Source organism: Gilliamella bombi (assembly GCF_900103255.1).
Classification (GTDB): Bacteria; Pseudomonadota; Gammaproteobacteria; order Enterobacterales; family Orbaceae; genus Gilliamella; species Gilliamella bombi.
In genome coordinates, this window is the sequence record NZ_FMWS01000053.1 from 1 (window position 1) to 25,657 (window position 25,657).

The window sequence follows — 25,657 nt, forward strand, 5'->3', positions numbered from 1 at the left end:
AGGAGAATAACCGAAGAATGGTTAACGATTTATAACACCGAAAGACCGCATGAGGCATTAAATAACATGACACCGATTGAGTATAAAACACTAAAACAAGCAGCTTAATTTTCTACATGAGTTGTGTGCTAAGTTTGGGGTATTTACACCATTGTTACATCTTTGGCAAATTGCTTGTTTGTTGGGTGGTTATAAGTTTTTTATCTGAACCGTTATTAACAACGATCTTAACTTATAATCAAGAGGAATCAGTACGTTACTTTTCTATTTCTTTTTCTAGTGATGAAATTATAACGTTATTTCTTGCGATTAGTATTATGCTCATTCATCTAGATTGCCAACCAGGTGATATATTAGAATATACGAACGAAGAATAGATTATTCTCTTATAGCAAGTAATGCGGCTTCTTGTGCGTGAATTAAGGCTGTATCAAAAAAAGGTGTATTGCGATCGGATTGAGAGATTAATAACCCAATTTCTGTGCAGCCTAAAATAACACCTTCTGCGCCATTTTTAACGAGTTTATCAACAATATTAAGATAGGCTTGCTTAGAATCAGGCTTAATAATACCTTTGCAAAGTTCATCATAAATGATCTGATTAATGATATTTCTGTCTTGAGATTCAGGAATAAGCACATTTAAATTTTTATCGATCAGTTTAGATCTATAAAAGTCCTGCTCCATTGTATATTTAGTCCCTAACAAAGCGACCGATTTAATATTTTGTGCTAGCAAATATTTAGCCGTCACATCGGCAATATGAATGATTGGAATATTAATTGCCTTTTGGATCTGATCAGCGACTTTATGCATGGTATTAGTACAAATAACAATAAAATCTGCACCAGCTAATTCAACTCTTTTAGCCGCATCAATTAAAATTTCTGCGCTTTTGTTCCACTCATTATTAGCTTGGCAACTTTCAATTTCTTGAAAATCAACGCTATATAAAATCGTTTTTGCTGAATGCAGGCCTCCTAATGATTTAGCAATAGTTTGATTAATAACTTGATAATAAGTTGTTGTACTTTCCCAACTCATACCCCCGATTAAACCAATTGTTTTCATTCTAAAAATTCCTTATAGAAAGTTTATGATTTTTGATATTAAAATAATTTTATTCTTAACTATATTGTAGAATGTGTAAAGTTATTTCAATTGTGGTAGAGTTAGGTGGAATTTAATTAGTACTTGTTTAAGCAATCAATGGTTAATTATCGCTATGAATGTATTGTGTTTTTACTTAGCAAGCAAAAACATCTACTAAATTTTATCTTTAGAAAAAAATTTTATTAACAAAATAAAGAAATATTGTTCAATATAAAACAGTTTAAGGAATAAAAAGTACGGTTGGTAGCATAAACACATCCACCAATACCTAACTTAAGTAACCTGCTATGACTTTAATCGCGATAATAGCTACAATAGCAACTATTTATATTCTTGAGCAAGAAAATTCTTTTTCTTATATTCATGTCAACTACATAAAAAGGACTAACGCATCGAAATTAACTGAAGTATTGCTGAAATGTTTAACATCACTAGGATAAAATAGTTAATCTGATAAGATGAAAAATTAAATTCGGAATAAATATCTTATTTATTATAAAAAACCCAGCAAATGCTGGGTTAAAAACTTTTGTTATTTTATTAAATTTTAGTTGTAAACGTACGAGCAATAACATCACGTTGTTGTTCTGCTGTTAATGAGTTAAAACGTACTGCATAACCAGAAACACGAATTGTTAATTGTGGGTATTTTTCTGGGTGTTTTACAGCGTCTTCTAAAGTTTCACGACGAAGAACGTTCACATTTAAATGTTGACCACCTTCAACTTTTACAGTTGGAGCAACATCTAATGGAACTTCGCGATATTCGAATTGACCAAGTTCTGCAGTAGGAATGATTTGATCTTCTTTATAAACTGATTTAGCAGCTACACAACGAGCTTCTTTTGTAGAGTCGTCTAATAACCAGAAAGAGTTTAGAAGTGCTGAGTTGTCTGCTTTAGTAATTTGGATACCTGTAATCATTTTAAATCCTCCTAACGGGGCCTTATTGCCCTAAAATAATTAGGGTTAATATAGCACTTTAAAAATTTGATAAAAGTCAAAAAAAACTATTGCTTCGATAAGTAATACCTTTAATTTCTATTTTCTTTTGTGATAGGTTATTATGTAGAACTATATTAGTTATTGCCCAGAAACACTGGCATTATTGATGAGTGATATCAAAATATGACAACAAAATTGACTTGGCATGAAGTTATTGGTGCAGAAAAACAAAAACCTTATTTTCAACAAATAATGCAATTTATAAAGACTGAGCGTGCTAATGGCAAGATAATTTACCCGCCTCAGCATGATGTGTTTAATGCGTTTCGTTTTACACCATTTGATCAAATCAAAGTAGTGATTTTAGGGCAAGATCCTTATCATGGTCCTAATCAAGCTCACGGTCTTTCTTTTTCTGTTTTACCCGGAGTTAAGACACCACCATCGTTAGTTAATATTTATAAAGAACTGGCAACCGATATTGATGGTTTTACAATTCCTTCTCATGGCTATTTAGCTTCTTGGGCTGCTCAAGGTGTATTACTATTAAATAATGTGTTGACTGTTGAAGCGGGGCAAGCGCATTCTCATGCAAAAATAGGTTGGGAAACTTTTACTGATAATGTGATAGCAGTAATCGATGAGTATCTTGAAGGTGTGGTTTTTTTATTGTGGGGATCTCCTGCACAAAAAAAAGGGCAGTTTATTAATCGCCAAAAACATCATGTATTAACATCGGTGCATCCATCACCGTTATCTGCTCATCGTGGTTTTTTTGGCTGTAAGCACTTTTCCAAAGCGAATGACCTTATTATGCAACAAGGTAAAAAAGCAATAGATTGGCAACCAAGACTAGCGGAAAAACAAACATGAGTAATAATAAAAGACGTCGAACAAGTTTGCAGGAAATTGCAAATTTAATCGGGATTAGTAAAATGACAGTGAGTCGTTTTTTACGTGATCCCAATCTTGTATCTAAACCACTTCAATTACAAATTTCAGCCGCAATAGATAAGCTAGGATATATTCCTAATAAAGCTCCCGATATGCTGTCTAACGCTAAAAGTAATGCCATTGGTATTGTGTTCCCTTCTTTAACCAATCAGGTTTTCGCCGATATTTTAAAAGGTATTGAGATGGTGACTGATGTAAGAGGATATCAAACCATGATCACTCATACTGGATACAGTGCTGACAAAGAAGAGTTACGCTTACGCTCATTACTTTCTTATAATATTGACGGGTTAATTTTAACGGAAAGAACGCATACTCCAGCAACATTAAAGATGATTGAAATTTCGGGTGTTCCTGTGGTTGAAATTATGGACAGTGTTTCGCCTTGCCTTGATATGGCTGTTGGATTTGATAATTTTACTGCAACTAGAAATATGATTCATCGCATGATAGATAGAGGTCGTCGTAATATTGTCTATTTTAGTGCAAGACAAGATCAACGAAGTATTATTCGCCAAAAAGGGTATGAAAAGGCTATGGAAGAAGCTAGATTGACACCTCGGACGCTAGCGACTAAAGAAGCATCATCTTATGAATTAGGGGCAAGATTTTTACATCAAATTTTAAAAGAGTTTCCTTGTGTTGATGGTATTTTTAGTACCAATGATGATTTGGCTTTAGGGGTATTACTTGAATGCCAACGGGTGGGGATTGAAGTGCCAAAACAGATAGCGATTGTTGGATTTCATGGACACCAAATTGGTCAATTTATGAATCCCAAATTGGCATCTATACAAACACCGAGAATTGAAATGGGAAAAATTGCAGCGGAGCTGTTATTAAAACGGATTAATGGTGAACAAATTGATAAAAAAGTGATTGATTTACCTGTTGAGTATTTAAACGGAGAAAGTATTTAATAAAGTAGAAGATGACATTGATAATGATTTAACCTTACCACGTTTAGTGATAAGGTTATTAGTAATAATTACAAACCTTTAGGGTTTTCACCGTATTGGTTGCTGCCTGGTGTTGAGTCCATTACGCAGAATACTAATATAATAATACCACCAATGTATGGAATAAATTGTAACAAAATCCACCAACCTGATTTACTTGTATCATGTAAGCGGCGTACAGTAACAGCTAAACTAGGAAGGAATAATGCCAACACTAAGATAGCGGTTATAGCTAAGGGACTTCCAATCATTTTATCAATGATTATCGTGATGAAAGTTAAAATAATATAGAATAAAACGAACATCCAATATTCTTTACGACGAGCTCGACCATTAAAATTTGCATAATTTTTTGTAATACAATCAATAAACCAATTCATTCCTATATTCCTTTTTTTAATTAATTACTGAAATAAATTATTTGGGGCCGCTATTTTAATGAAAAAAAAACGAAAATAAAACTGATTTTTATCGTTAAATTTTTTTATTTTTATTTTTTATCAATATTTACATTGCCTATAAGGCTGTTGATTTCAGGTTTTCATAAAGTGATAACTATGTTAGAATTATCGCTCAGTGGTTATTTATACCAGCTAACAGATTATAGAAAATAACACTGAGGCCTCCATGAAAATAGTTGAAGTAAAACACCCTCTTGTACGCCATAAAATTGGATTAATGCGTGAACACGATATTAGCACCAAAGACTTTCGTGCTCTTGCCAGCGAAGTTGGCAGTTTATTAACTTATGAAGCAACTGCTGATCTACCTACCGAAACAGTAACAATAGATGGTTGGTGTGGACCTGTTCAAGTAGAACGTATTAAGGGTAAAAAAATTACGGTTGTACCTATTTTGCGTGCCGGATTAGGTATGATGGATGGTGTGCTTGAGCATGTGCCAAGTGCCCGTATTAGCGTTGTCGGGTTTTATCGTAACGAAGAAACGTTAGAACCTGTTCCTTATTTTCAAAAACTAACCTCGGATATTGAAGATCGAATGGCTTTAGTTGTTGATCCAATGTTAGCAACAGGTGGGTCAATGGTGGCGACAATCGATTTACTTAAAAAAGCAGGTTGTAAAAATATTAAAGTATTAGTTTTAGTTGCTGCACCAGAAGGTATTAAAGTGCTTGAACAAGCTCACCCTGATGTTGAACTTTATACGGCATCGATTGATGAGAGGTTGAACGAAAAAGGCTACATATTACCTGGACTGGGTGATGCTGGAGACAAAATCTTCGGCACAAAATAAAATCTCAAAATTTAGACCGGTTAATCCGGTTTTTTTATGCCTGTTAATCAGGCAAGTTATACAATAAACTTCGTTAAGTAAGAGAGGCGAGATGTGAGCAATATCACAACAGATAAAACAAAAAATATAACATCACAGCATAAGCATTCATGGCAAGATATTTTTACCGGCGCACAGATGTTATTTGTCGCCTTTGGGGCTTTGGTATTAGTTCCCCTTTTAACAAAATTAAACCCAAATGTAGCTCTTTTTACTGCTGGTGTTGGTACGTTGTTATTTCAATTGACAACCAAAGGTAAAGTTCCTGTATTTTTAGCGTCATCATTTGCTTTTATTGCTCCTATCTCATTTGGTGTTGCACAATGGGGCATTCCTGCCACTTTAGGCGGTTTAGTGGCTGCAGGTTTTGTTTTTATGTTTTTTGCTTTTTTAGTAAAAATTAATGGTAGCCATGTTATTGACCGTATATTACCGCCAGTTGTAACTGGTCCGATTATTATGGTTATTGGTTTATCACTTGCACCTGTTGCGGTAGGAATGGCAATGGGTAAAGAAATTAAGGTGCCAGTCGAAAATTATAAATTGATTATAATATCAATGGTTTCACTATTAACGACTTTAATTGTGGCAATTTGGGCAAAAGGATTTTTAAAATTATTACCTATTATTTCAGGTATCGTGGTGGGATATATATTGTCTTGTTTATTTGGCATTGTCGATTTTCAACCTGTTATTAATGCGCCATGGTTTAAAGTGCCTGATTTCACGTTTCCTGAGTTTCATTGGCAAGCAATTTTATATATGATTCCAATTGTTATTGCACCAACCATTGAACATGTTGGTGATATTATGGCGATTGGTTCGGTAACGGGTAAAGATTATACTCGAGATCCTGGTTTGCAACGCACATTATTAGGTGATGGGCTTGCAACTTCGGCTGCTGGTCTTTTTGGTGGACCGCCTTGTATTACTTATGCAGAAGTAATTGGCGCTGTAACCTTAACCCGAAATTTTAAAACGCGAGTAATGACATGGGCTGCTGTTTGGGCTATTTTAATGTCTTTTGTTGGTAAGATTGGTGCATTTTTAAGTTCAATTCCAACGGTGGTTATGGGCGGTATTATGGTGTTGCTATTTGGCTCTATTGCATCAGTAGGTATTAATATTTTAATCAAACATAAAGTCGATCTGTCTGTATCACGTAATATGTGTATTGTTTCACTAGTTTTGGTGTTTGGTATTGGTGGTATGATTTTTGACTTTGGATCATATGCATTACAAGGTATAAGCTTGTGTGGAATTTTAGCCATTGTATTAAACCTGATCTTACCTCATCAAGAAAAGTCGACAGGTACTCATTAAAGCCCTTAAACTTCTTATATATCGTTGGGTATTTATAGCCAGCGATATTTATAATAAATCGCGAAACGGTATAGAATCCTGAATATTTTTTACAAAAAAATAATCTAACAAACAGCTAGCTTTTGTTAAAAACTTTCAGGAAAGTATGTGTTTAAGTATCAAAACACACTTATCAAAAAATAAGTGTGTTTTTAGTGATAAGTAGTGATAAGCGGTTTTATTTGATTGGACGCATGGTTGGGAATAAAATTACGTCACGAATTGTATGGCTGTTGGTAAATAGCATCACCGTACGGTCAATACCAATCCCAAGTCCTGCTGTAGGCGGTAAACCGTGCTCCAGCGCTGTAATATAATCTTCATCATAAAACATCGCTTCATCATCACCCGCATCTTTTTGTGATACTTGATCAGCAAAGCGTTGAGCTTGATCTTCTGCATCATTAAGCTCTGAGAATCCATTACCAATTTCACGACCACCAATAAAAAATTCAAATCGATCAGTCACAAATGGGTTTTCATCGTTACGACGAGCAAGTGGGGATACTTCAGCTGGATATTCAGTAATAAAGGTTGGTTGAATTAAGTTTGATTCAGCCACTTCTTCAAAAATTTCAGTTACCACTCGACCAAGACCCCAACTTTTTTCAATTTTTATACCAACTGATTGTGCTATGGCACAAGCTTTATCAAAATCATCTAGATCAGTATTATTGGTTTCAGGGCGGTAATGGCAAATGGCTTCACGCATGGTCATTTTGATAAATGGTTTACCAAAATCAAACGTATGTTCACCATATTGCACAACAGCATCACCTGTTACCGCAATAGCTAAACGACGGAATAATGTTTCTGTTAATACGATCAGATCTTTGTAATCAGCATAAGCCATGTACATTTCCATCATGGTAAATTCTGGATTATGTCTTGGTGATACGCCTTCATTTCGGAAGTTGCGATTAATTTCAAATACCCGCTCAAAGCCGCCTACAACTAATCGTTTTAGATAAAGTTCTGGCGCAATACGCATATACATATCTAAATCAAGCGCATTGTGATGCGTAATAAATGGTTTAGCTGATGCACCACCCGGAATTACCTGCATCATTGGCGTTTCGACTTCCATAAAGTGGTTTTCAATCATAAAGTTGCGGATTTCACTGACAACTTTGGAACGCGCTTTAAAAGTCTCTCTTGATTCTTGATTTGTGATAAGATCCAAGTAACGTTGACGGTAACGCATTTCTTGATCGGCAAGTCCATGAAACTTATCAGGTAATGGGCGAAGAGCTTTAGTTAATAAACGAATTTCTTCACAGTGGATAGATAGCTCACCAGTTTTAGTCTTAAATAGGTAACCTTTAGCGCCGACAATATCTCCCAAATCCCATTTTTTAAATTGCTCGTTATAAAAACCTTCAGGGAGATCATCACGAGTAACATAAAGTTGGATTTGTCCAGCAACATCTTGTAGAGAAACAAACGAGGCTTTACCCATTATACGACGCATCATCATACGGCCAGCCACAGTTACAATAATTTTCTTTTCAATCAGTTCTTCGTTAGTTTTATCGCCATATTGTTTATGGAGATCACTAGAAATCGCATCACGGCGAAAATCATTAGGGAAAGCAATACCTTGTTCGCGAAGATGAGCGAGCTTTTCGCGACGTACTTTTAGTTCATTATTTAACTCTTCAATTTGGTTTTGTTGATCTTGCTGCTCTGTTGACATAGTTTTACCTTTTATTTATAACCAAGCGGTTTATAAACCTGCTTTTAAGCTTTCTTCAATAAATTGATCTAAATCGCCATCTAATACGGCCTGTGTATTACGAGTTTCAACGCCAGTACGCAAATCCTTGATACGCGAATCATCAAGTACGTAAGAGCGAATTTGGCTTCCCCAACCAATGTCAGATTTAGTCTCTTCCATTTGTTGTTTTTCAGCATTCTTTTTTTGCATCTCAAGCTCATACAGTTTTGCTTTTAACTGTTTCATTGCTTGATCTTTATTGCTGTGTTGTGAACGGTTATTTTGACATTGAGTAACAATACCCGTAGGAATATGAGTGATTCGTACAGCAGACTCAGTTTTATTTACATGTTGACCACCAGCACCTGACGCACGGTATACATCGATACGGAGATCGGCAGGGTTAATGTCGATATCAATATCATCATCAATTTCAGGATAAACAAATACAGAAGCAAACGAGGTATGGCGTCGATTGCCTGAGTCAAATGGACTTTTGCGAACTAGGCGGTGTACTCCAGTTTCTGTGCGTAACCAACCGTAAGCATAATCACCCGATACTTTAATCGTTGCCGATTTGATACCAGCAACATCACCATCCGATACTTCCATCACTTCAGTTGCAAAACCTTTTGATTCAGCCCAGCGTAAATACATCCTAAGTAACATTTCTGCCCAATCTTGTGCTTCAGTTCCCCCTGAGCCTGATTGGATATCTAAATAACAATCTGCACTATCATATTTACCAGAAAACATTCGTCGGAATTCAAGTCCAGCCAGTTTTTTCTCTAACTGTTCAAGTTCAAAATTAGCTTCATCGAGAGTATCTTGATCTTCAGCTTCAATAGCAAGTTCAAGCAAGCCTTCAACATCGTCAAGACCTTGAGTTAATGAATGAATAGTATTGATTATTTCATCAAGTGCAACGCGTTCTTTACCTAACGCTTGTGCTTTTTCTGGATCGGCCCATACTTCGGATTGCTCTAGCTCGGCATTAACTTCTTCGAGCCGTTCTTTTTTTAGATCATAGTCAAAGATACCCCCGAATCACGGCTGTGCGTTCGGTAAGTTCTGCTATCTTTGATTTAACTGGATTAATTTCAAACATGATTTAAATGGAGTTGCTCTGTTTTATGATTTATTAAACAAGCGTCCATTGTAGCGGATTTGGGCATAATTTAGCAATTGCCAATTACTATTTTTGACTTTGACTCAGTAAATAAAGCATTGCTCGAAAAGAAAAGATGGCGCACTAGGCGCCACTTTTTAAGGTGAAAAGAATATGAGTACAATCAAGTTATTTTTTTGCTTCAGCGTATAGCTCAGCAACTTTATCCCAGTTAACTACATTCCAAAATGCACCAATGTAATCAACACGGCGATTTTGATATTTCAAATAATAAGCATGTTCCCAAACATCTAGTGTTAAAATCGGCGTACCAGAAACACCAGCAAATTTTTCACCCATTATCGGTGAATCTTGATTGGCTGTAGAAACAACTTCAAGTTTACCATTTTGTAATACTAACCAAGCCCAACCTGAACCAAATCGAGTTGCTGCCGCTGCTGCAAATTTTTCTTTAAATGTATCAACCGAACCAAAATCTTTTTCGATGGCCGCTTTTAGGTCGCCTTTTAGTTCAGTACCAACTTTTAATAGTTCCCAGAAAAGAGTGTGATTAACATGACCACCTACGTTATTTTTAATACCCGTAATTTTGTCAGCAGGTACTTTATCTAAATTTTTTAACAAAGTGCTAGGGCAAAGTTCTTTTAATTCAGCTGGCAAAGTTTCAAGAATGGCATTTGCATTGTTCACATAGGTTTGATGATGTTTATCGTGATGCAGATGCATAGTTTCAGAATCAATATAAGGTTCTAATGCATCATAAGCATAAGGTAATGGAGGTAAAGTATAAGCCATGAAATTTGCTCCTTTCATATATTAGGTATTATTAACTACTTTATTTCATGAGTATACGGGCTATTAGTATAGCTCTCAAACTATCACTTAGATAGTTAGTGACTATCTGTTATCAGAATGACTATTGCTTTTTCAATTCGTCTTCATTATTTGCTATAAATGGGGTATACATCATAATTGCGTGGTTTTCGCTGATGAGCTTTTCTTCAACATGGTTATCAATTAAATGTGTTTTACGTTGCCATATTTTATTATGTCTGGTATAACCTCCCCACCATTGTTGTTCAATACGATGATCGGTTTCTAGGATTTCATAATGATTACTTAAGGGGGTATCAGCAAGTAATTCACCATGTAAATATTGATCATCAAGCCAAAGATTAAGCCGGTAAGTGCTATTGGTTTTATTGATTAACTGTAAATCTACATAGTTATAAGATAAGGTGGCGCCACAAGCAAAAGGAATCGTTCGATTAATATCGGGAAAAACATCAAAACTATGACGCCAACGTTCTATGATTGTAAGATCGGAGTGTAATACAATCCAATAAATCAAATTACCTAATTGGCATAATCCTCCACCAATATCTTTGCCTATCTGTCCATTATGTAATGATAGTCCTTCTAAAAATCCCCGTTTTTTGGATGGGCGTCCTACTTTTTGCCAGATCGAAAAACGTTGATTAGGCTTAATGATTGAACCATTAAGTTTTTCAATTGCTAATCTAAGATTAGTGATTTTGTTATATTGTAAATACATATCAACATCTTTTAGTTGTCTTAATAAAACAGACTGATGCTTTTTGTGTGAAAAACAACATGTATTATTATTTATGTCGACAGTGCAATATGCGTTACGATGTCGCCACCAATCAAATTTTCGTTTTAAGATAAAATATTCTTTGCCTAATTTTAGCCTTAATTTACTGCGTTTTATCGGTTTATCGATAATAATATCCTGCATATTTTCTATCCCCTTATCGACAAGATATAATCAGTCATTTTTCTAAAGGTGACAGATAGCGTTGGCTTAACTTGTCGAGAAAAGTGAAAAGTTTTTGATTCATTTCAGTGTAATCATGAGAGCGAAGCTTATCAGGTGTATCGACAAAGCGGTATTTTTCTGCTTGGCTAAGTTCCTTTTGTGAATGGGTAATTAATAATTCGACTACTTCAGGTGTTAACTCCATATGGCATTGGAAACCATAAACAAATTTACTGTATGCAATGATTTGACGAGGACACCCTTCACTATACGCAATAATTTGAGCATCTTTGGTTAAACCTGGCATATCATTGTGCCAATGACCGACTTCTAATGTACTACCAAAATCAGTAAACAAAGGATTTGTTTTACCGATTTGAGTTAACATAATAGGGAATTTGCCAATTTCTTTTTCTGGGCTGTTGCTATAACTTTCCCCTAGAGCTTCGCCGATTAATTGTGAACCAAGACATACACCAATGACTACTTTCTCTGCTTTTATTGCTGATAAAATAATGGCTTGTTCTGCTTTAGAATCAAAATGAGCACATTCTTGTTTGGTCGTTGATGGTGACTGTGGACCGCCCATAACAATAAGAAAGTCGATATCATCAATGCTATTAGGAAGTGGTTCATTAAGGTAAACGCGAGAATAAGTTATAGTGTGATGATTATTTATCGCCCATTGTTCATAAGCTCCGGGCGCTTCGAAATCCTCATGAATAATAAAATGTATATGCATTAATAACTCCTCCTTGTCTATAAATATCATTATTAACATTATGATTTGATAAAATTTATATCAAAGGATATAAATTTATTTTTGAGTTATTATGAATAATTTATTTGCAATTGCAATACAGAATTTTGAACTAACACGATAAAAAACAGGCAAAAAGAAATCACTTAAAATATGAAACAACAGGGAAAGATAGATATGAAAATCTGAAAGTTGGCTCCTCCAACAGGACTTGAACCTGTGACATACGGATTAACAGTCCGCCGTTCTACCGACTGAACTATGGAGGAACCGAAATGTAGCGCGCATATTATAGATTTAATGGCGCTATGTCAATAGTTAAATTATTTTAAATGTTTTTTTGTGTAAAATTTCCTCCTTTTATTATCATTCAAGTGTTAGGATTGTCTTGAATAAATGGCGTTGTCTAAGTAATTGCTGTGGGTGCGATCCTAGTTCATGTTGTGGAATAATCTGATTTAGATCGCGATAATAATCAACCCAATAAGATAAAATCTCATTTGTCGCTAAATCTTTAAAATTCATTGGATATAATGCGAAATAATCATTACCTTGCTCAGTTTTAAAGACATAAGTAATTAGTTCACTGCAATAAAACCCATCTGCATTGGGATGAAAGCTGTGATTGTAAGGTGAACCCAAGCATTTCTTTACCCGTCTTAATGCATTTTGAATAACAACTAAATCATGGATTCTACCAATGATATTGTGCTTAGCTGCACAAATAAAATTAGTAAACGATTGTTCAATCACGCCATAGTTTTGCGTTGCTTCAATAACGGTATTATTTCCAATATATAAACCAACATGATTAATACTTTTGGTTATTTCATCTATCTTTGACAATGCACCTGAAAGGCTTACAGCGCCATTAAAAGCATTATTTTTTTTTAGGCTTTGGAAGATAATATCTCCACATTGGATATTATTGTTTTTTAGCACGATAGCGCCATAGCGAAAACATTACACAAGTTGCAATAATAAATTTAAGCGCATCCACACCAACAAATGGCAGATAACCCACTTTTAAAGCATCAATTAGCGTGATGTGTAAATAGCCCATTAAATAGACAACGCCAAATACAAATAACAATTGATGCGCACAAGCGAATGCAATTAAACCTAAAATAAAGTGACGATCATAACCTCTTTCTGCTGCAAACCCTGCTAAATAGGCACTAAATACATAGCCATATAAGTAACCTGAAGATGGTGATGCTAACGCCATAATTCCACCACTACCATTGGCAAATAGCGGTAACCCAATTGCACCTAAAATAAGGTATTGGATTATTGCTAATGCACCTAGTTTACGACCTAAAAAAGCACCAATTAACAATACAGCCAATGATTGTAATGTAAATGGAACAGGGTAAGTTGGAATACTAATGTTAGCGGCTAATCCTAAAAGTAATACTGCACTTGTTGTGGTTAATAATTTACGTTGCCAAGAAGATAAATTTACAAGTGTAGTGATAAATGTTGGATAATACGAAGTCGGTTGAAGTTTCATTATTTTCTACCTTTTATATAAATAGTAGAACTATAATAGCGCAATTATTATTGTTGTAAACTTTTTTGTTTTTAATTTGTTTACATTGGGGTGGGATATAGGATATTTTTATCACACTCTAAAATAAAGAGTGTGATAATTAAAATAATTTGTTACTTAAACTAAGTAAGGATTACTAACTCGTTCATGACCAAAACTAGACATAGGTCCGTGGCCTGGTACAAAAATAAAGTCATCCCCAAGTGGTAATAATTTATTAGTGATTGATGAAATTAAATCGGCATGGTTGCCTCGTGGAAAATCAGTTCTTCCTATACTACTTTTAAATAATACATCGCCGACAAAAGCCAGCTTATCCAAATGGTTAATAAAAACAATATGTCCCGGAGTGTGACCCGGGCAAAAAAGTACATCAAGGCTAATATTACCAACTTGAATCTGCTCACCTTCTTTTAACCACCGATCAGGCAAAAAGCTATCAGTATAAGGAAAACCGAATTGTGTACTTTGTTGTGGTAAACTTGTTAATAGAAATTCATCTTCTTGGCTTGGTCCAATAATCTTCACATCATAATGTTTAGCCAACATAGTTGCAGCACCGACATGATCCAAGTGTCCATGGGTTAATAAAATCTGCTTAATATTAACGCCTAGCTTTTCAACCGCTTTTATAAGCAGTTCGGGTTCACCTCCGGGATCAATAAATGCACCTTCCATGGTTTGATCGCACCAAATGATGCTACAATTTTCTTGGAAAGTTGTAACTGGAATGATTTGGTACTGAAACATAGATTTATCTCCTTATTTCTTGCTGATGATTGGTTAGATTTCGTCCGTCTTCTTTTTTTAATTGTGCAAAAATAATGCTTGATAAAACGGTAATCATACCAAGTATAACAAATGTTAACTGAAATGCGTGAATAGTACCTGTTGTGGTGCTAATTAAGCGTAATAAAACGGCACCCAATCCGGTACCAAAACTAATTGCTAATTGTTGATTTACTGCCATTAAGCTATTTCCACTACTTGTATTGTCGTTTTCTAGATTAGCTAAGGTTATGCTATTCATGGCTGTGTATTGCATGGAGTTGATTCCACCGATACAAAATAGCAATAAACTGATAAGAATAAGTGGTGTCGATAAATTTAATACGGACATTAAAATAATCATTATGCCAGCTAAAATTGTATTAGTAACTAGTACGAAACGGTAACCTAAACGTGCTAAAATACGCGGAATAAAGATTCGAGTACAAATTGAAGCAATGGCCATTGGCATCAACATAATGCCGGCAAAAATAGCTGAATAACCAAATCCCACTTGTAATAATAGTGGAATAAGAAAAGGCACTCCTGATATACCTAATCTGCAAATTAAATTTCCGATAATTCCTATTTTGAACGTACGGATTTTAAATAGCGATAGTGGAAATAATGGAGTTTGTTTCTTTTTTGCATATTCACGATAAATAAATAAAAAAAGTAGACTAATTGTCGCAAGTAGTAATGGACAATAATATGTCTGATTTTGGTTTAAAATCTCTACACTCAAAGTGGCGCTAATAAAGCTAACAACAATAAATATAAAGCCTAATAAATCAAAAGGCATGTGTTGGCCTTTTAAGTTAGGCATGTATTTCCAACTAATTATTATACCTAAAATACCAATGGGTAAATTAATAAAAAACACCCAGTGCCAACTTACCATATCAACTAGATATCCTCCCAATACAGGCCCTAAAACGGGACCAATTAATCCAGGAATCGTGGCAGTATTTAAAGCAGCTAAAAAATCACTACGCTTAAAAGATTTTATCAATACTAAACGTGATATAGGCACCATCATGGAGCCTCCAATGCCTTGGATTACTCGTGATATATTTAAAAAAATTAATGAATTAGATAAAGCGCAAAGTAATGACCCCAGTGTGAATAGTGAAACGGCCATGACAAAAATATTTCTAGTGCCAAATTTATCAGATAAAAAACCACTAACAGGAATAAATAATGCAAGGGTCAAAGCATAACTTATCACGGCTGATTGCATATTTAATGGGGACTCATTGAGGTCGTTAGCCATAGTGGGGAGGGCTGTATTTAATATCGAGGTATCAAGTGATTGCATAAAGAATGCAAACGCCGCAATCCACGGTAATATACGATAGACAAACGGTGGTAACTGTAATTCGCTATTCATTTTAATTTGGCCTAAAATTAATTTAAATGCTAGTGGAGCGGTTGGATATAAGCTCAGAAAATTAAGCTCTCTTACTTAGAGTTGATTAAGAAAGAGAGCTGATGAATGCTATTTTACAATATTATTTGTTAATGATTGGATTTTTTCTGATTCTTTACTGGTTTACCTTGCCAATAACCAGCCAGTAATGAGCCTGAAATATTGTGCCAAACAGAAAATACTGCAGCAGGCAAAGCCGATAAAGCCGAAAAGTAGGTGGTGCCTAAAGTAGCTGCAAGGGCAGAGTTTTGCATTCCTACTTCAAGTGACATGGTTCTGCAGGTTGATTCATCAAAACCAAATAAACGTCCTCCCCAGTAACCACCAAGCAATCCTAACGCATTATGAATCACAACTGCAAAAATAACAGTGCCCCCTACTTGGCCAATTTGAGTATGGCTACCTGCTACTACGATACAAATAATTAATAAAATACAAATCATTGATAAAAGTGGTAAAAATTGCTCACATTTTTTAACAATAGCATTTAAGAAATGGTGAACAATTAATCCTAATATAATCGGTATTAGTACAATCTGTACAATATGTACAAGCATTCCCCAAACAGGGACTTCAACTGTTGTTCCAACTAATAGTAGTGTTATCAGTGGTGTTATAACTACTCCCACAAGTGTCGAAACAGATGAAATTGTAACAGACAATGCAACATCACCTTTGGCAAGATAAATCATCACATTTGATGCTGTTCCGCTAGCTACGCTTCCAACTAACACCATGCCAACCAATAGTTCTGCTCTCATTGTAAACAGTTTTGCTAAAATTAGAGCAGTTAACGGCATAACAATATAATGTAGCAAAGTACAAATAACCACCGCTTTAGGTTTGGTGACTACACGTTTAAAATCATCAATACTTAATGTAACACCCATGGTGAACATCACAAACATGAGTAATTGTGATGTATGGGGACGTATAGGTGTAAAAGTATCAGGAGAAAAATAGGCCATAACAGCACACAAAACTGCCCACAAAGGAAATAATCGGGTGAGAGAGGAAATAGATTGAGCAAATAGTTGATTCAATTGTCTAGCCATATAAACCTACTGTCGTCGGTTTACTAAAATAACTTCATAATAATAGTAAATTTATTTTAGTTGCTTGTTAAATTTTTATTCTATTGATTCCACTAAATAGCGTCAAGGTATTTGTTAAAATTGTGTTAAGTATGTGATTTGGTGATTCAGTACGTAATTGTGTCAAGATTTTAAAAACCTCAGTGATATATTCAGGGCGATTTGCTTGACCTTGACGCCCACTTAATGGCATGTCGGGCGCATCTGTTTCAAGTACTAGGCTGCCAAGTGGTAATTGAGCAATTGTATTGCGAGTTTTATTTGCACGTTCATAACTAATTACGCCACCTACACCAATATAATAACCCAGCTTAACAAATTGCATGGCTTGTTGATAACTACCTGAAAAACCATGTATTACGCCGCAACAAGGTAAGTTGGCCTTGTGTAATTCACGGTACATAATATCGTGCGCTTTGCGTGAATGTATTAAAACGGGCAAATCAAACTGTTTGGCAATTGTTAATTGCGACCTAAAAAATAATAATTGTTGTTGCCAATCGATACTTAAATCGTAGCGATCGAGCCCGATTTCACCAATGGCAACTAATTTTTTAGGTTTTGTTTTAACAATATTGGTTAATAGTTCTAAATCAGCCATAGTATGTTGATAGATAGGATGCAACCCCAAAGCGGCATAAAGTTCATGGTATTTATTCGTAAGTTGTAAAACAGCATCAAAATAGTTAGCACTAACTGCGGGTATAATTAACCCAACGATATTCGCTTGGCGAATCTTATTTATTGAATCAGCAAGAAAATCACTAAAAGGTGGAAAATCAAAATGACAATGTGTATCAATAAACATAATGCTAATGCCTCTTATTCTGCCGTTGTTTGATGTAATAAAATTGGCAATAAAAATCGCTCAGCAGTAAATATAATTTGTTCAATCAGTGTATCGGTTAACTCAGGATAAAGACGAGTATAATAACTGTCACACTCGGCGGATTGGTTAAATCCGCCTTGCCATGAATTTAAAAGTTGATTGATAGCTCTTTCACTAGCGATAATCTGACCTGTTTTTTTATCATAAGCTGTAATTAACCAACTCCACGAACTTTTTAATGGCATTAATAATGGTTCATTGATCCCCTGCAAATAGCCTTCAACTAAATTAGTTAATATAGTTAAGGACAGATCTGCATTTAAATGTGAAAATCGCCATTCATTATCGTCCCGACCATACATACGACTTTGACTATCAATTTTATCAGGATTTAAAATGCAATAAATCAAATGATCAATCCACAACGAAATACCATCGCGAATCGAAAGCTTTGACGGTCGCCATGTCAATATACCGTCGTCTTGAATGTGAGTTAACCAACCTTGTAATTGGTAATGTTGATCATTAGATGAAATGGTTAAATTAACTTCTTGCGTTGTCATAACTAAACGTTCTTGGTCAACTTTATTGGCCAAAGGTTGCAGTGATTCAAGTTGATTATCATAAATAATTTCACCAAACGCACCATCTGGTAAGTCACCTGTTAACGCTAATCGTTGATAGAAATCATCTGATTGTTGCGATCTATTGGCAATTAATTCATTTAAAATCTGTAAGTTTAATTGATAGCGCTTTAAGCTATCAAGATTAAAGTTTTCGGCATCTGGTAAGGTATCATCCATATAATTTATATAAAAATTAAACCGTTTTTGTAAAAATAGCCTAATAGAGTGCTGGTAAAATCGTTTTAATTCATCAAGATTAATATTATCTACACTAATAATTGGTATTTCACTAATAAATAACTGACTTTCACCTTGTTGCAATGCTGCAGGTAACCACTCATCGGCATAGCTTTTGGGTTCTTGTAAAAAATTTTTGGGGTTAAACGGTGTGCGTGTATGGTTTACACGTAAAAAATCTAAGCTATTTGTAGTGCCATCTGTATTATTTTTAGCCTTGCCATAATATTGGCCAATATATTCCCAAAACTCATCAACAAGTATAGAAGGATAACGTTCACTATTATCTTTCATATCGCGACCAATATAACTGATATACAACTGTTTTTGCGCAGATAAAATTGCTTCTAAAAAAAGGTAACGATCATCTGTGCGACGGCTACGATCCCCTCGTCTTGGATGTTGTGCGATTAAATCAAAATCAAGTGGAAGAGACGTTCTTGGATAATCGCCGTCATTCATACCAAGTAAACAAACAACTTTAAATGGAATAGAACGCATTGGCATCATGGTACAAAAATTTATCTTACCAACTAAAAAACGATGCGCTAAATGATTTTGCTCTAAGCGTGATTGCATAGCATCATGTAGAATAGTGATAGAAATATTATCTGTATAACAAGCCGATAATCCACTATTAATCAGTTCTTGCCATTCTTCTTCGATCATCAATAAAATGGATTCACGTTGAACATTACTTACAAAAAAGTCATTGATTAATTCAAGGCAACAAGATTGCCAATTAATTAGCGGTTTTTCTTCATTTAAGATAGCAAACCACTTACTTACAACTTTAATAAATTCGGCTAATTGGCCTATTAATTCGGCATCTAAACCTGTTGCACCATCATAAGGTAATATTTGTTGCCAACCGCCTTGTTCACTGTTCATCGTGTAACCGAGTAATAACCGCTCAAGCCCAAATAACCAACTATGTGCACTATCAAGTCCAAAACGAATGCCTGACTCAACAATCCAAGTTCGCAACAAGGTTAATTGAGATTCGTTAATAGCGAATTTTTCGGCAATAGCAGGGATTTCAAGTAAATTAAATAGTTCTTCTGCTGTAAATCGACTATTTGGAAAATTTAAAATGGCAAAAAAGCCTTGAACGATAGGATCGATATTTCGTGCTTTTTGATCTGAAATAGTAAAAGGTAAATAGCGCTTTTCAACAGCATTACCAAAGACGGCTCGAATATAAGGAACATACTTATCAATATCTGATACCATAACTATGCAATCGCGCAACTCCAGCGTAGGATCTGCATCAAAAACCGATAGCAGGTAGTCATACAATACCTCAACTTCACGTTGTTCACTATGGCAGGCATGAAACGAAATCGACTTATCTGTTACGGCAAAAGTTTTATTATCAAAATCGGTTTGATACAGTTCTAAAATATCTTGCTGAATAGCATGTAATAGACAAGAACGATCCTGATCGGCAAACGCTTCAATATCTTGCTTATTATTAAATTCTTGTAACAAAAATAGATTATCACGCCCAAGTTTTCCCCATGAGGTTAACAGAGGATTGGGTATTTTATCGGGTGTATTTAATATATCTGACAACTGTTTTTCAGCAATATCGCCCCAATACCATTTACACGGATTATTAAACATTAAATGGACATCAATATGTTGGCCAAGTGCTGAAAGTAGCGAAAGATAAATAGGAGGAAGAGAAGTAATACCAAAAATAAAAATACGGTTAGGTAATGCATCTAAACGTGAACGTTCAAAGTTATTATTTAATAACATTTCAAGCATTTGTTGATAAATATTAGCGCGATGATAAGGTTGGCTAATTGATATTAGTTTTCGCCACAACTCCGCTTGCCACGTTTCATCAGAATGATGATTCAATTCGGCAACAGTCTGGTTTGCCTCCCATTTTGCTAGCCAATCTGGACGGTAAACTAAATATTGGTCAAATAATCGTGCAATACGCGTTGCAAGCTGATACCGTTTTTTATCTTGCTTATCAATATCAAGATAATGTTTAAGCGCGCTAAACTCAGGTTGTTTAATAACTTGAGGTAACAAATAATACAAACGCCAACTCATTGATTCAACATTAAAGCTATTTTCAATTGGCGCCTCTGGTAACAAGACTTGATAAAGTTGCCAAATAAACTGAGTTGGAAAAAGAAAATCAACATTAGCCACGATACCAAGTTCATCCGCTAACGCAATTTGCAACCATTGTGCCATGCCTTGACTTTGCACCATAACAACATCAGGTGTAAATACATCATCTAATGGTTGCCTGCGCATCAATTCACTCAATAATGTTTTGAGTAAATCGACTTGATTTGAATGATAAATGGTAAACATAACAACACTAATTATTAGTAAGATTGGGTTAAGATTATCGCTGATCGTTATTAATAAATCTAGTTGCTATTCTAATATCAATTTTATAAGTAAGATAGCCATTAACGAGTAATAATAAATGGGGGGGTTATCTTTGATTATAGCTAATCTCGAATGGGCTTTCCTCGATGATTCTATTATGCGAGCGCATCAACATAGCTCAAAATGCACCAACTCAGCATTAAGAACAGATAGGAAAAAACTATGGAGGAAACTCAACTAAAATCCACCTTTCTGTTAATAGCATGGATTGATATCTGTATAAATATCGCCATTTAATTGAAAATGCGTTTGACAGAATTAAGCAGTATCGTTCAATATCAAAAAGATATGATAAATTAGAAAGCAATTATGCCTGCATGTTATTGCTGGCATTTATACTTATGTGGCTACCAATGTATTATTGGTTGATATATGAACACAAAAGATCAACAGATCCTAATAGCGAAATTGCTAAATTAAAGCAAGTAGTTTGGAAAATAATTTATGATAAGGCACTTAAATTGAAAATTGGCCAATTAAAAACTATCAAAGATTTTAATCTTTCATCGTCTGCCGTAAAAAAGAAATTGAAAGAACGTTATGGAAACAAAATTCTTTATCAAGAAATGGTCATTTTACCAGTTTCTATTTTTAACTCACCATTGCTGACAACGCTTGATAAACAATGGTGAATTAAAATAATGCTAAACTCTTAACTGGTCCAAAACTTTTACGGTATAAATGATTAATACCATGTTCCTTTATTGCAGCTAAATGCGATTTAGTTGGATAACCTTTGTGTTTAGCAAGTCCATACTGTGGATATAATTTATCAAGCTCAACCATTTCACGATCGCGTGTAACTTTAGCTAAAATAGACGCAGCACTGATTTCTGGCACTAATAAATCGCCTTTAACTACAGCTTGTGTTTGTATACCAAAATCGGGGCAACGATTGCCGTCAACTAATACAAAATCGGGGTTAATAGGTAATTTAGATACAGCTCGCTGCATAGCAAGCATGGAAGCATGTAATATATTTAATTTATCAATTTCGTCCACAGATGCTCTTGCAACACTCCAAGCTAAAGCATCTTGTTTGATAATATCAAATAGATGTTCTCGTTTTTTTTTGGTTAGTTTTTTAGAATCAGTTAAGCCTTTAATGGGCTTGTTAGGATCTAAAATAACTGCAGCCGTAACAACATCGCCACAAAGTGGACCTCGTCCAACTTCGTCGACACCAGCAATTAATGTAGCATCGGGGTAAGTAAATTCTAACAACAAGGTAAATCCTCTAACATTATCATTAGGATATCATTTATTTAAAACATCCAATACAGCTTGTGCAGCTTGTTCATCAGCATTACAACGGATTTGTTTATGCAAAGATAGAAAGGTGTCTTTCAATACTGAATTATCCCCTTCTAAAAAAGGGATAATATAGTTGGCGATATTTTCTGGTGTGCAATCTTGTTGCAACAATTCAGGTACAATCTCTTTACCGGCTAAAATATTAGGTAAAGACACATAAGGCGTTTTAATTAATTTTTTAGCTAACCAAAAAGTGAATGCTTTCATTTTGTACCCAACTACCATTGGACACTTAGCTAACATACATTCTAATGCCACAGTCCCCGATGCTAAGATTGCTGCATTACTTGCAATCATCGCTTCACGGGCTTGACCATGTAGTAACTGTATTTTAAGTTCTGGTGCAACTTGAGCTTTGATTTGTTCAAATTCTTTTTGTCTTTTAGCATTAACTAAAGGCACTAGAATATGTATATTAGGATAACGCTCTCGCAATAGCTTTGCTGTTTTTAAAAAAGGTGCTGATAATAATGTCACTTCAGCATGACGGCTACCTGGTAATAATGATAAACAAAGGCTATTTAAGGGAACACCTAATTGTTGACGCATAGTTGTTTGATTTGGATTTAAAGGAATATCATCCGCCATCTTATGCCCAATAAAGCGACAAGGAACATCAAACTTATCATAAAAGACTTTTTCAAAAGGTAAAAAGGCTAAAATAAGATTAGTATTACGCTTAATTTTGAAAACGCGTTTTTGCTTCCAAGCCCAAACAGATGGACTAACATAATGAATCGTTTTAATGCCAGCTTGCTTTAATTTTCCTTCTAGGGAAAGATTAAAATCGGGAGCATCAACACCAATAAATATATCGGGTTTGAGTTTAACTAGGCGTTTAGTGATATCTCGGCGAATAGATAAAATACGGCGTAATCGACCCAATACTTCAACAATTCCCATGACCGATAATTCATCCATTTCGTACCAAGCTTTACAGCCTTCGGCTTGCATTTTCGGACCCGCTATACCTACAAATTCAATATTAGAATGGTAATTTTTTAGCGCACGAATCAATCCTGCGCCAAGAATATCGCCCGAGGCTTCTCCTGCGACTAATGCAATGACTACTGTTTCATTAGCCATTAACGGATGATGCCACGCGTTGAACGGGCAAAAAAGTCAATAAACAATTGGATTTCAGAGTGTTGCTTGGCAAAGGTTTCAATTTCAACTTTTGCCTCTTCAAACGATAAGCCATTTCGATAAAGGATTTTATAACTATTGCGAATCGCCTGCAAAGCATCTTTGCTAAACCCTCTACGTTTTAAGCCTTCATAATTTACGCCATGAGGTGTTGCATGATTACCTTGGGCAATAACATAAGGTGGAACATCCTGAGCAACACCTGAACAACCACCAACCATAACATGTGATCCGATCACACAAAATTGATGAACGGCTGTCATTCCGCCAATAATTACATAATCATCTAATTGAACATGCCCACCTAAAGTGGCATTATTTGCTAAAATACAATGATCACCAATATGACAATCGTGAGCAACATGTGCATTAATCATCAATAAATTATCACTACCAATTCGCGTTAATTCACCACCTTGAATAGTGCCACGGTGAATAGTTACGCTTTCACGAATCATATTACGATCACCAATTTCAGTGCGTGTTGGCTCTCCACGATATTTTAAATCTTGGTTTACCTCACCAATCGAAACAAATTGATAGATTTGGTTATCTTTACCAATTTTTGTGTGACCATTGATAACAACGTGTGATTTTAAAAAAGTACCGTCACCAATTTCAACATTCTCACCAATAAAGCAAAACGGACCAATTCTGACGTTATCGCCAATTTTTGCTCCCTTTTCAATCACTGTGCTTGGATGTATCTCCATTGCCATAGTTATTCCTTAATACTGTTGTGGGGGGAAATGCTAAAAAACGATTATTTACGGGCACACATCATTTCAGCTTCACAAACTAACTTACCATCGACAGTTGCAACACCATGGAATAATGCAATACCACGACGTTCTTTAATATATTCAACATCTAGCATAAGTTGATCTCCTGGTACAACAGGACGTTTAAAACGAGCTTTATCAATGGAAGCAAAATAATAAAGTTGACCTGGTGATAGCTCTTCAATACTTTTGAAAGCCAATATTCCTGTCGCTTGGGCCATTGCTTCTAAAATCAAAACACCAGGAAAAATGGGTTTATTTGGAAAGTGCCCCTGAAAAAATGGCTCATTCACAGTAACATTTTTTATCGCTTTTAGTGTTTTACCTTTCTCGTAACTAAGAACTCTATCAACCATTAAAAACGGATAACGATGAGGTAACAGGCTGATGATTTCTTCAACATCAAGGGTATTAAGTTCGGTAGTCAAAATAGCTATCCTTATACATTATTACTATAAATTGTTAACATTATAACTGAGGATACCACTTTCACTCAAGGATGATTTAAATTGCAAAAGATGCTTTCCTTAATATATTATCTATGGATTACTATAGATTTATAAAATAAATGATTTGTAAACCCTTATTATCTTATATCAAATCAGATATAATAACTAAGATAATTACCCAAAAAGTTTATAATCTGGAGAAGTAGAATGAAATCATTGATTAAAATGACGTTAGTAAGCAGCGCAATTGTATTAACATTAGCTGGTTGTGATGAAAAAAATTCATCAAATAAAGTAACAATTTCAACTGATGCACAAAAGGAAGCATATGCATTAGGTTCATCATTTGCAACATACATGAAGTCAAATTTAGAACAAAATGAAATTAAACCAGACCAAGAATATTTAATCAGTGGCTTTAATGAAACTTTCCGCGATGCCTCTCAACTTTCAAAAGATGAAGTGAAAACCACCTTAGATGAATTTGGTAAAAGAATCCAAAAAGAAAACAAAGAGCGCTTTGAAAAAGAAAAAACTGAAAATACAGCATCTGGTGAGAAATTCCGTGCAGAATTTGCTAAACAAGATGGAGTAAAACAAACAAAATCAGGGTTACTTTATCAAATCACTCAAGAAGGTTCAGATCGTCATCCAACAACTCAAGATACAGTTATTGTTCATTATACAGGAACACTAACTGATGGACGTAAATTCGATAGTTCTTATGATCGAGGTGAACCAGCAACATTTCCACTAAATGCTGTTATCAAAGGTTGGACAGAAGGAATTCAGTTGATCGGAATTGGTGGAAAAATCAAACTTGTTGTACCACCTGATTTAGCTTATGGTGACCAAAGTCTTCCAGGCCAAGAAGGTAAAGCTGGAATCCAACCTGCATCAACTTTAATTTTTGAAGTTGAATTGCTTGGCATTGATGGGGATAAAAATGATAAAAATCAAGAGCCAGCTCAAAATCAAGAACAACAAGTTAACTAACT

26 protein-coding genes, 1 tRNA gene and 1 pseudogene are annotated in these 25,657 nt (G+C 35.0%); 8 read left to right on the plus strand and 20 right to left on the minus strand.

Translation table 11 applies throughout. The annotated features are described in order from the left end of the window. Positions 1-108: integrase core domain-containing protein (locus tag B9N71_RS09875; protein WP_143422109.1), on the plus strand; the 108-nt coding region annotated here is incomplete at its 5' end. Positions 109-378: 270 nt separating this feature from the next. Here B9N71_RS09875 and B9N71_RS09885 read toward each other — a convergent pair. Both B9N71_RS09885 and grcA read right to left on the minus strand, forming a co-directional pair. Next, on the minus strand, positions 379-1,071 hold the full coding sequence (locus tag B9N71_RS09885; protein ID WP_085165812.1) for an aspartate/glutamate racemase family protein: 693 nt from the start codon (positions 1,069-1,071) through the stop codon (positions 379-381). 582 nt (positions 1,072-1,653) lie between these two features. Then, positions 1,654-2,037, minus strand: coding sequence for an autonomous glycyl radical cofactor GrcA (grcA, locus tag B9N71_RS09890; protein WP_034910787.1), 384 nt, complete (start codon positions 2,035-2,037; stop codon positions 1,654-1,656). Between the two features lie 204 nt (positions 2,038-2,241). On the opposite strand from grcA, the gene ung reads away from it, so the two are divergent. Both ung and gntR read left to right on the plus strand, forming a co-directional pair. Continuing rightward, positions 2,242-2,931, plus strand: a complete 690-nt coding sequence (ung, locus tag B9N71_RS09895) for a uracil-DNA glycosylase (protein WP_085165813.1) — start codon at positions 2,242-2,244, stop codon at positions 2,929-2,931. Beyond that, positions 2,928-3,932, plus strand: coding sequence for a gluconate operon transcriptional repressor GntR (gene gntR / locus B9N71_RS09900; RefSeq protein ID WP_085165814.1), 1,005 nt, complete (start codon positions 2,928-2,930; stop codon positions 3,930-3,932). The genes ung and gntR overlap by 4 nt, the downstream gene beginning before the upstream one ends. A gap of 68 nt (positions 3,933-4,000) precedes the next feature. Here the strand turns inward: gntR and B9N71_RS09905 are convergent, their stop codons facing one another. Beyond that, positions 4,001-4,351 carry a DUF805 domain-containing protein gene (locus tag B9N71_RS09905; RefSeq protein ID WP_085165815.1) on the minus strand — a complete coding sequence of 117 codons (351 nt, stop codon included), beginning with the start codon at positions 4,349-4,351 and terminating at the stop codon, positions 4,001-4,003. A 247-nt stretch (positions 4,352-4,598) separates the two neighbouring features. Between B9N71_RS09905 and upp the strand changes: the two genes are divergently transcribed. Then, entirely contained in the window at positions 4,599-5,225 is a 627-nt protein-coding gene (gene upp / locus B9N71_RS09910; protein ID WP_065561672.1) for a uracil phosphoribosyltransferase, read from the plus strand. Between the two features lie 126 nt (positions 5,226-5,351). Then, positions 5,352-6,587, plus strand: coding sequence for a uracil-xanthine permease family protein (locus tag B9N71_RS09915; protein ID WP_085165833.1), 1,236 nt, complete (start codon positions 5,352-5,354; stop codon positions 6,585-6,587). A 217-nt stretch (positions 6,588-6,804) separates the two neighbouring features. Here B9N71_RS09915 and lysS read toward each other — a convergent pair whose 3' ends face one another. The 13 genes from lysS to recC all read right to left on the minus strand — a co-directional run bounded on the left by lysS (position 6,805) and on the right by recC (position 20,887). Further along, the gene (gene lysS, locus B9N71_RS09920; protein WP_085165816.1) at positions 6,805-8,322 is read right to left on the minus strand and encodes a lysine--tRNA ligase; all 1,518 of its coding nucleotides are present in this window, start codon (positions 8,320-8,322) and stop codon (positions 6,805-6,807) included. A gap of 30 nt (positions 8,323-8,352) precedes the next feature. Next, positions 8,353-9,451 (minus strand): peptide chain release factor 2 gene (prfB, locus tag B9N71_RS09925; protein ID WP_143422110.1). Its coding sequence is split into 2 segments (ribosomal slippage): positions 8,353-9,375 and positions 9,377-9,451, totalling 1,098 coding nucleotides; the frame shifts between segments, so codons are not numbered across the junction. A 189-nt stretch (positions 9,452-9,640) separates the two neighbouring features. Beyond that, positions 9,641-10,267: a Fe-Mn family superoxide dismutase gene (locus B9N71_RS09930; protein WP_085165817.1), complete on the minus strand. Its 627-nt coding sequence runs from the start codon at positions 10,265-10,267 to the stop codon at positions 9,641-9,643. Between the two features lie 121 nt (positions 10,268-10,388). Further along, positions 10,389-11,231 carry a VanW family protein gene (locus B9N71_RS09935; protein ID WP_085165818.1) on the minus strand — a complete coding sequence of 281 codons (843 nt, stop codon included), beginning with the start codon at positions 11,229-11,231 and terminating at the stop codon, positions 10,389-10,391. Positions 11,232-11,265: 34 nt separating this feature from the next. After that, a complete protein-coding gene (locus B9N71_RS09940; RefSeq protein ID WP_085165819.1) occupies positions 11,266-11,994 on the minus strand; it encodes a type 1 glutamine amidotransferase in 729 nt (242 codons plus the stop codon). Positions 11,995-12,205: 211 nt separating this feature from the next. After that, a tRNA-Asn gene (locus B9N71_RS09945) sits at positions 12,206-12,281 on the minus strand. Positions 12,282-12,378: 97 nt separating this feature from the next. Next, entirely contained in the window at positions 12,379-12,954 is a 576-nt protein-coding gene (locus B9N71_RS09950; RefSeq protein ID WP_167370097.1) for a YiiX/YebB-like N1pC/P60 family cysteine hydrolase, read from the minus strand. Further along, the gene (locus tag B9N71_RS09955; protein WP_085165821.1) at positions 12,938-13,525 is read right to left on the minus strand and encodes a biotin transporter BioY; all 588 of its coding nucleotides are present in this window, start codon (positions 13,523-13,525) and stop codon (positions 12,938-12,940) included. The genes B9N71_RS09950 and B9N71_RS09955 overlap by 17 nt, the downstream gene beginning before the upstream one ends. A gap of 156 nt (positions 13,526-13,681) precedes the next feature. After that, a complete protein-coding gene (locus tag B9N71_RS09960) occupies positions 13,682-14,314 on the minus strand; it encodes an MBL fold metallo-hydrolase (RefSeq protein WP_085165822.1) in 633 nt (210 codons plus the stop codon). Positions 14,315-14,318: 4 nt separating this feature from the next. After that, complete coding sequence (locus tag B9N71_RS09965) at positions 14,319-15,722, minus strand: DHA2 family efflux MFS transporter permease subunit (RefSeq protein ID WP_085165823.1); 1,404 nt, start codon at positions 15,720-15,722, stop codon at positions 14,319-14,321. Between the two features lie 128 nt (positions 15,723-15,850). Further along, entirely contained in the window at positions 15,851-16,816 is a 966-nt protein-coding gene (panS, locus tag B9N71_RS09970) for a ketopantoate/pantoate/pantothenate transporter PanS (protein WP_085165824.1), read from the minus strand. A gap of 67 nt (positions 16,817-16,883) precedes the next feature. Next, positions 16,884-17,663, minus strand: coding sequence for a TatD family hydrolase (locus tag B9N71_RS09975; protein WP_085165825.1), 780 nt, complete (start codon positions 17,661-17,663; stop codon positions 16,884-16,886). A 14-nt stretch (positions 17,664-17,677) separates the two neighbouring features. Then, complete coding sequence (recC, locus tag B9N71_RS09980; RefSeq protein WP_085165826.1) at positions 17,678-20,887, minus strand: exodeoxyribonuclease V subunit gamma; 3,210 nt, start codon at positions 20,885-20,887, stop codon at positions 17,678-17,680. Between the two features lie 139 nt (positions 20,888-21,026). Here recC and B9N71_RS13360 point away from each other — a divergent pair. Continuing rightward, a pseudogene (locus B9N71_RS13360) lies at positions 21,027-21,327 on the plus strand (transposase); the annotation flags it as partial. After that, positions 21,310-21,600, plus strand: coding sequence for a C40 family peptidase (locus tag B9N71_RS13260; protein WP_244178545.1), 291 nt, complete (start codon positions 21,310-21,312; stop codon positions 21,598-21,600). The pseudogene B9N71_RS13360 and the gene B9N71_RS13260, both read left to right, overlap by 18 nt. Before the next feature lies 1 nt (position 21,601). Here B9N71_RS13260 and rnhB read toward each other — a convergent pair whose 3' ends face one another. From rnhB to fabZ, 4 genes are read right to left on the minus strand one after another with little or no spacing between them, the layout of a single operon-like run. Beyond that, a complete protein-coding gene (rnhB, locus tag B9N71_RS09990) occupies positions 21,602-22,192 on the minus strand; it encodes a ribonuclease HII (protein WP_085165827.1) in 591 nt (196 codons plus the stop codon). Between the two features lie 33 nt (positions 22,193-22,225). After that, positions 22,226-23,368 carry a lipid-A-disaccharide synthase gene (lpxB, locus tag B9N71_RS09995; RefSeq protein WP_085165828.1) on the minus strand — a complete coding sequence of 381 codons (1,143 nt, stop codon included), beginning with the start codon at positions 23,366-23,368 and terminating at the stop codon, positions 22,226-22,228. Then, positions 23,368-24,147 carry an acyl-ACP--UDP-N-acetylglucosamine O-acyltransferase gene (lpxA, locus tag B9N71_RS10000; protein ID WP_085165829.1) on the minus strand — a complete coding sequence of 260 codons (780 nt, stop codon included), beginning with the start codon at positions 24,145-24,147 and terminating at the stop codon, positions 23,368-23,370. The genes lpxB and lpxA overlap by 1 nt, the downstream gene beginning before the upstream one ends. A gap of 44 nt (positions 24,148-24,191) precedes the next feature. Further along, complete coding sequence (fabZ, locus tag B9N71_RS10005) at positions 24,192-24,638, minus strand: 3-hydroxyacyl-ACP dehydratase FabZ (protein ID WP_034910827.1); 447 nt, start codon at positions 24,636-24,638, stop codon at positions 24,192-24,194. A 228-nt stretch (positions 24,639-24,866) separates the two neighbouring features. On the opposite strand from fabZ, the gene fkpA reads away from it, so the two are divergent. Then, a complete protein-coding gene (gene fkpA / locus B9N71_RS10010; RefSeq protein ID WP_085165830.1) occupies positions 24,867-25,655 on the plus strand; it encodes an FKBP-type peptidyl-prolyl cis-trans isomerase in 789 nt (262 codons plus the stop codon). The last annotated feature ends 2 nt before the right edge of the window (positions 25,656-25,657 follow it).

Bases quoted from the DNA above. Each gene is read 5' to 3' on its own strand.
- B9N71_RS09885 (WP_085165812.1), bottom strand. From the start codon at position 1,071: ATGAAAACAATTGGTTTAATCGGGGGTATGAGTTGGGAAAGTACAACA.
- grcA (WP_034910787.1), bottom strand. From the start codon at position 2,037: ATGATTACAGGTATCCAAATTACTAAAGCAGACAACTCAGCACTTCTA.
- ung (WP_085165813.1), top strand. From the start codon at position 2,242: ATGACAACAAAATTGACTTGGCATGAAGTTATTGGTGCAGAAAAACAA.
- gntR (WP_085165814.1), top strand. From the start codon at position 2,928: ATGAGTAATAATAAAAGACGTCGAACAAGTTTGCAGGAAATTGCAAAT.
- B9N71_RS09905 (WP_085165815.1), bottom strand. From the start codon at position 4,351: ATGAATTGGTTTATTGATTGTATTACAAAAAATTATGCAAATTTTAAT.
- upp (WP_065561672.1), top strand. From the start codon at position 4,599: ATGAAAATAGTTGAAGTAAAACACCCTCTTGTACGCCATAAAATTGGA.
- lysS (WP_085165816.1), bottom strand. From the start codon at position 8,322: ATGTCAACAGAGCAGCAAGATCAACAAAACCAAATTGAAGAGTTAAAT.
- B9N71_RS09930 (WP_085165817.1), bottom strand. From the start codon at position 10,267: ATGGCTTATACTTTACCTCCATTACCTTATGCTTATGATGCATTAGAA.
- B9N71_RS09935 (WP_085165818.1), bottom strand. From the start codon at position 11,231: ATGCAGGATATTATTATCGATAAACCGATAAAACGCAGTAAATTAAGG.
- B9N71_RS09940 (WP_085165819.1), bottom strand. From the start codon at position 11,994: ATGCATATACATTTTATTATTCATGAGGATTTCGAAGCGCCCGGAGCT.
- B9N71_RS09955 (WP_085165821.1), bottom strand. From the start codon at position 13,525: ATGAAACTTCAACCGACTTCGTATTATCCAACATTTATCACTACACTT.
- B9N71_RS09960 (WP_085165822.1), bottom strand. From the start codon at position 14,314: ATGTTTCAGTACCAAATCATTCCAGTTACAACTTTCCAAGAAAATTGT.
- B9N71_RS09965 (WP_085165823.1), bottom strand. From the start codon at position 15,722: ATGAATAGCGAATTACAGTTACCACCGTTTGTCTATCGTATATTACCG.
- panS (WP_085165824.1), bottom strand. From the start codon at position 16,816: ATGGCTAGACAATTGAATCAACTATTTGCTCAATCTATTTCCTCTCTC.
- B9N71_RS09975 (WP_085165825.1), bottom strand. From the start codon at position 17,663: ATGTTTATTGATACACATTGTCATTTTGATTTTCCACCTTTTAGTGAT.
- recC (WP_085165826.1), bottom strand. From the start codon at position 20,887: ATGTTTACCATTTATCATTCAAATCAAGTCGATTTACTCAAAACATTA.
- B9N71_RS13260 (WP_244178545.1), top strand. From the start codon at position 21,310: ATGTGGCTACCAATGTATTATTGGTTGATATATGAACACAAAAGATCA.
- lpxB (WP_085165828.1), bottom strand. From the start codon at position 23,368: ATGGCTAATGAAACAGTAGTCATTGCATTAGTCGCAGGAGAAGCCTCG.
- lpxA (WP_085165829.1), bottom strand. From the start codon at position 24,147: ATGGCAATGGAGATACATCCAAGCACAGTGATTGAAAAGGGAGCAAAA.
- fkpA (WP_085165830.1), top strand. From the start codon at position 24,867: ATGAAATCATTGATTAAAATGACGTTAGTAAGCAGCGCAATTGTATTA.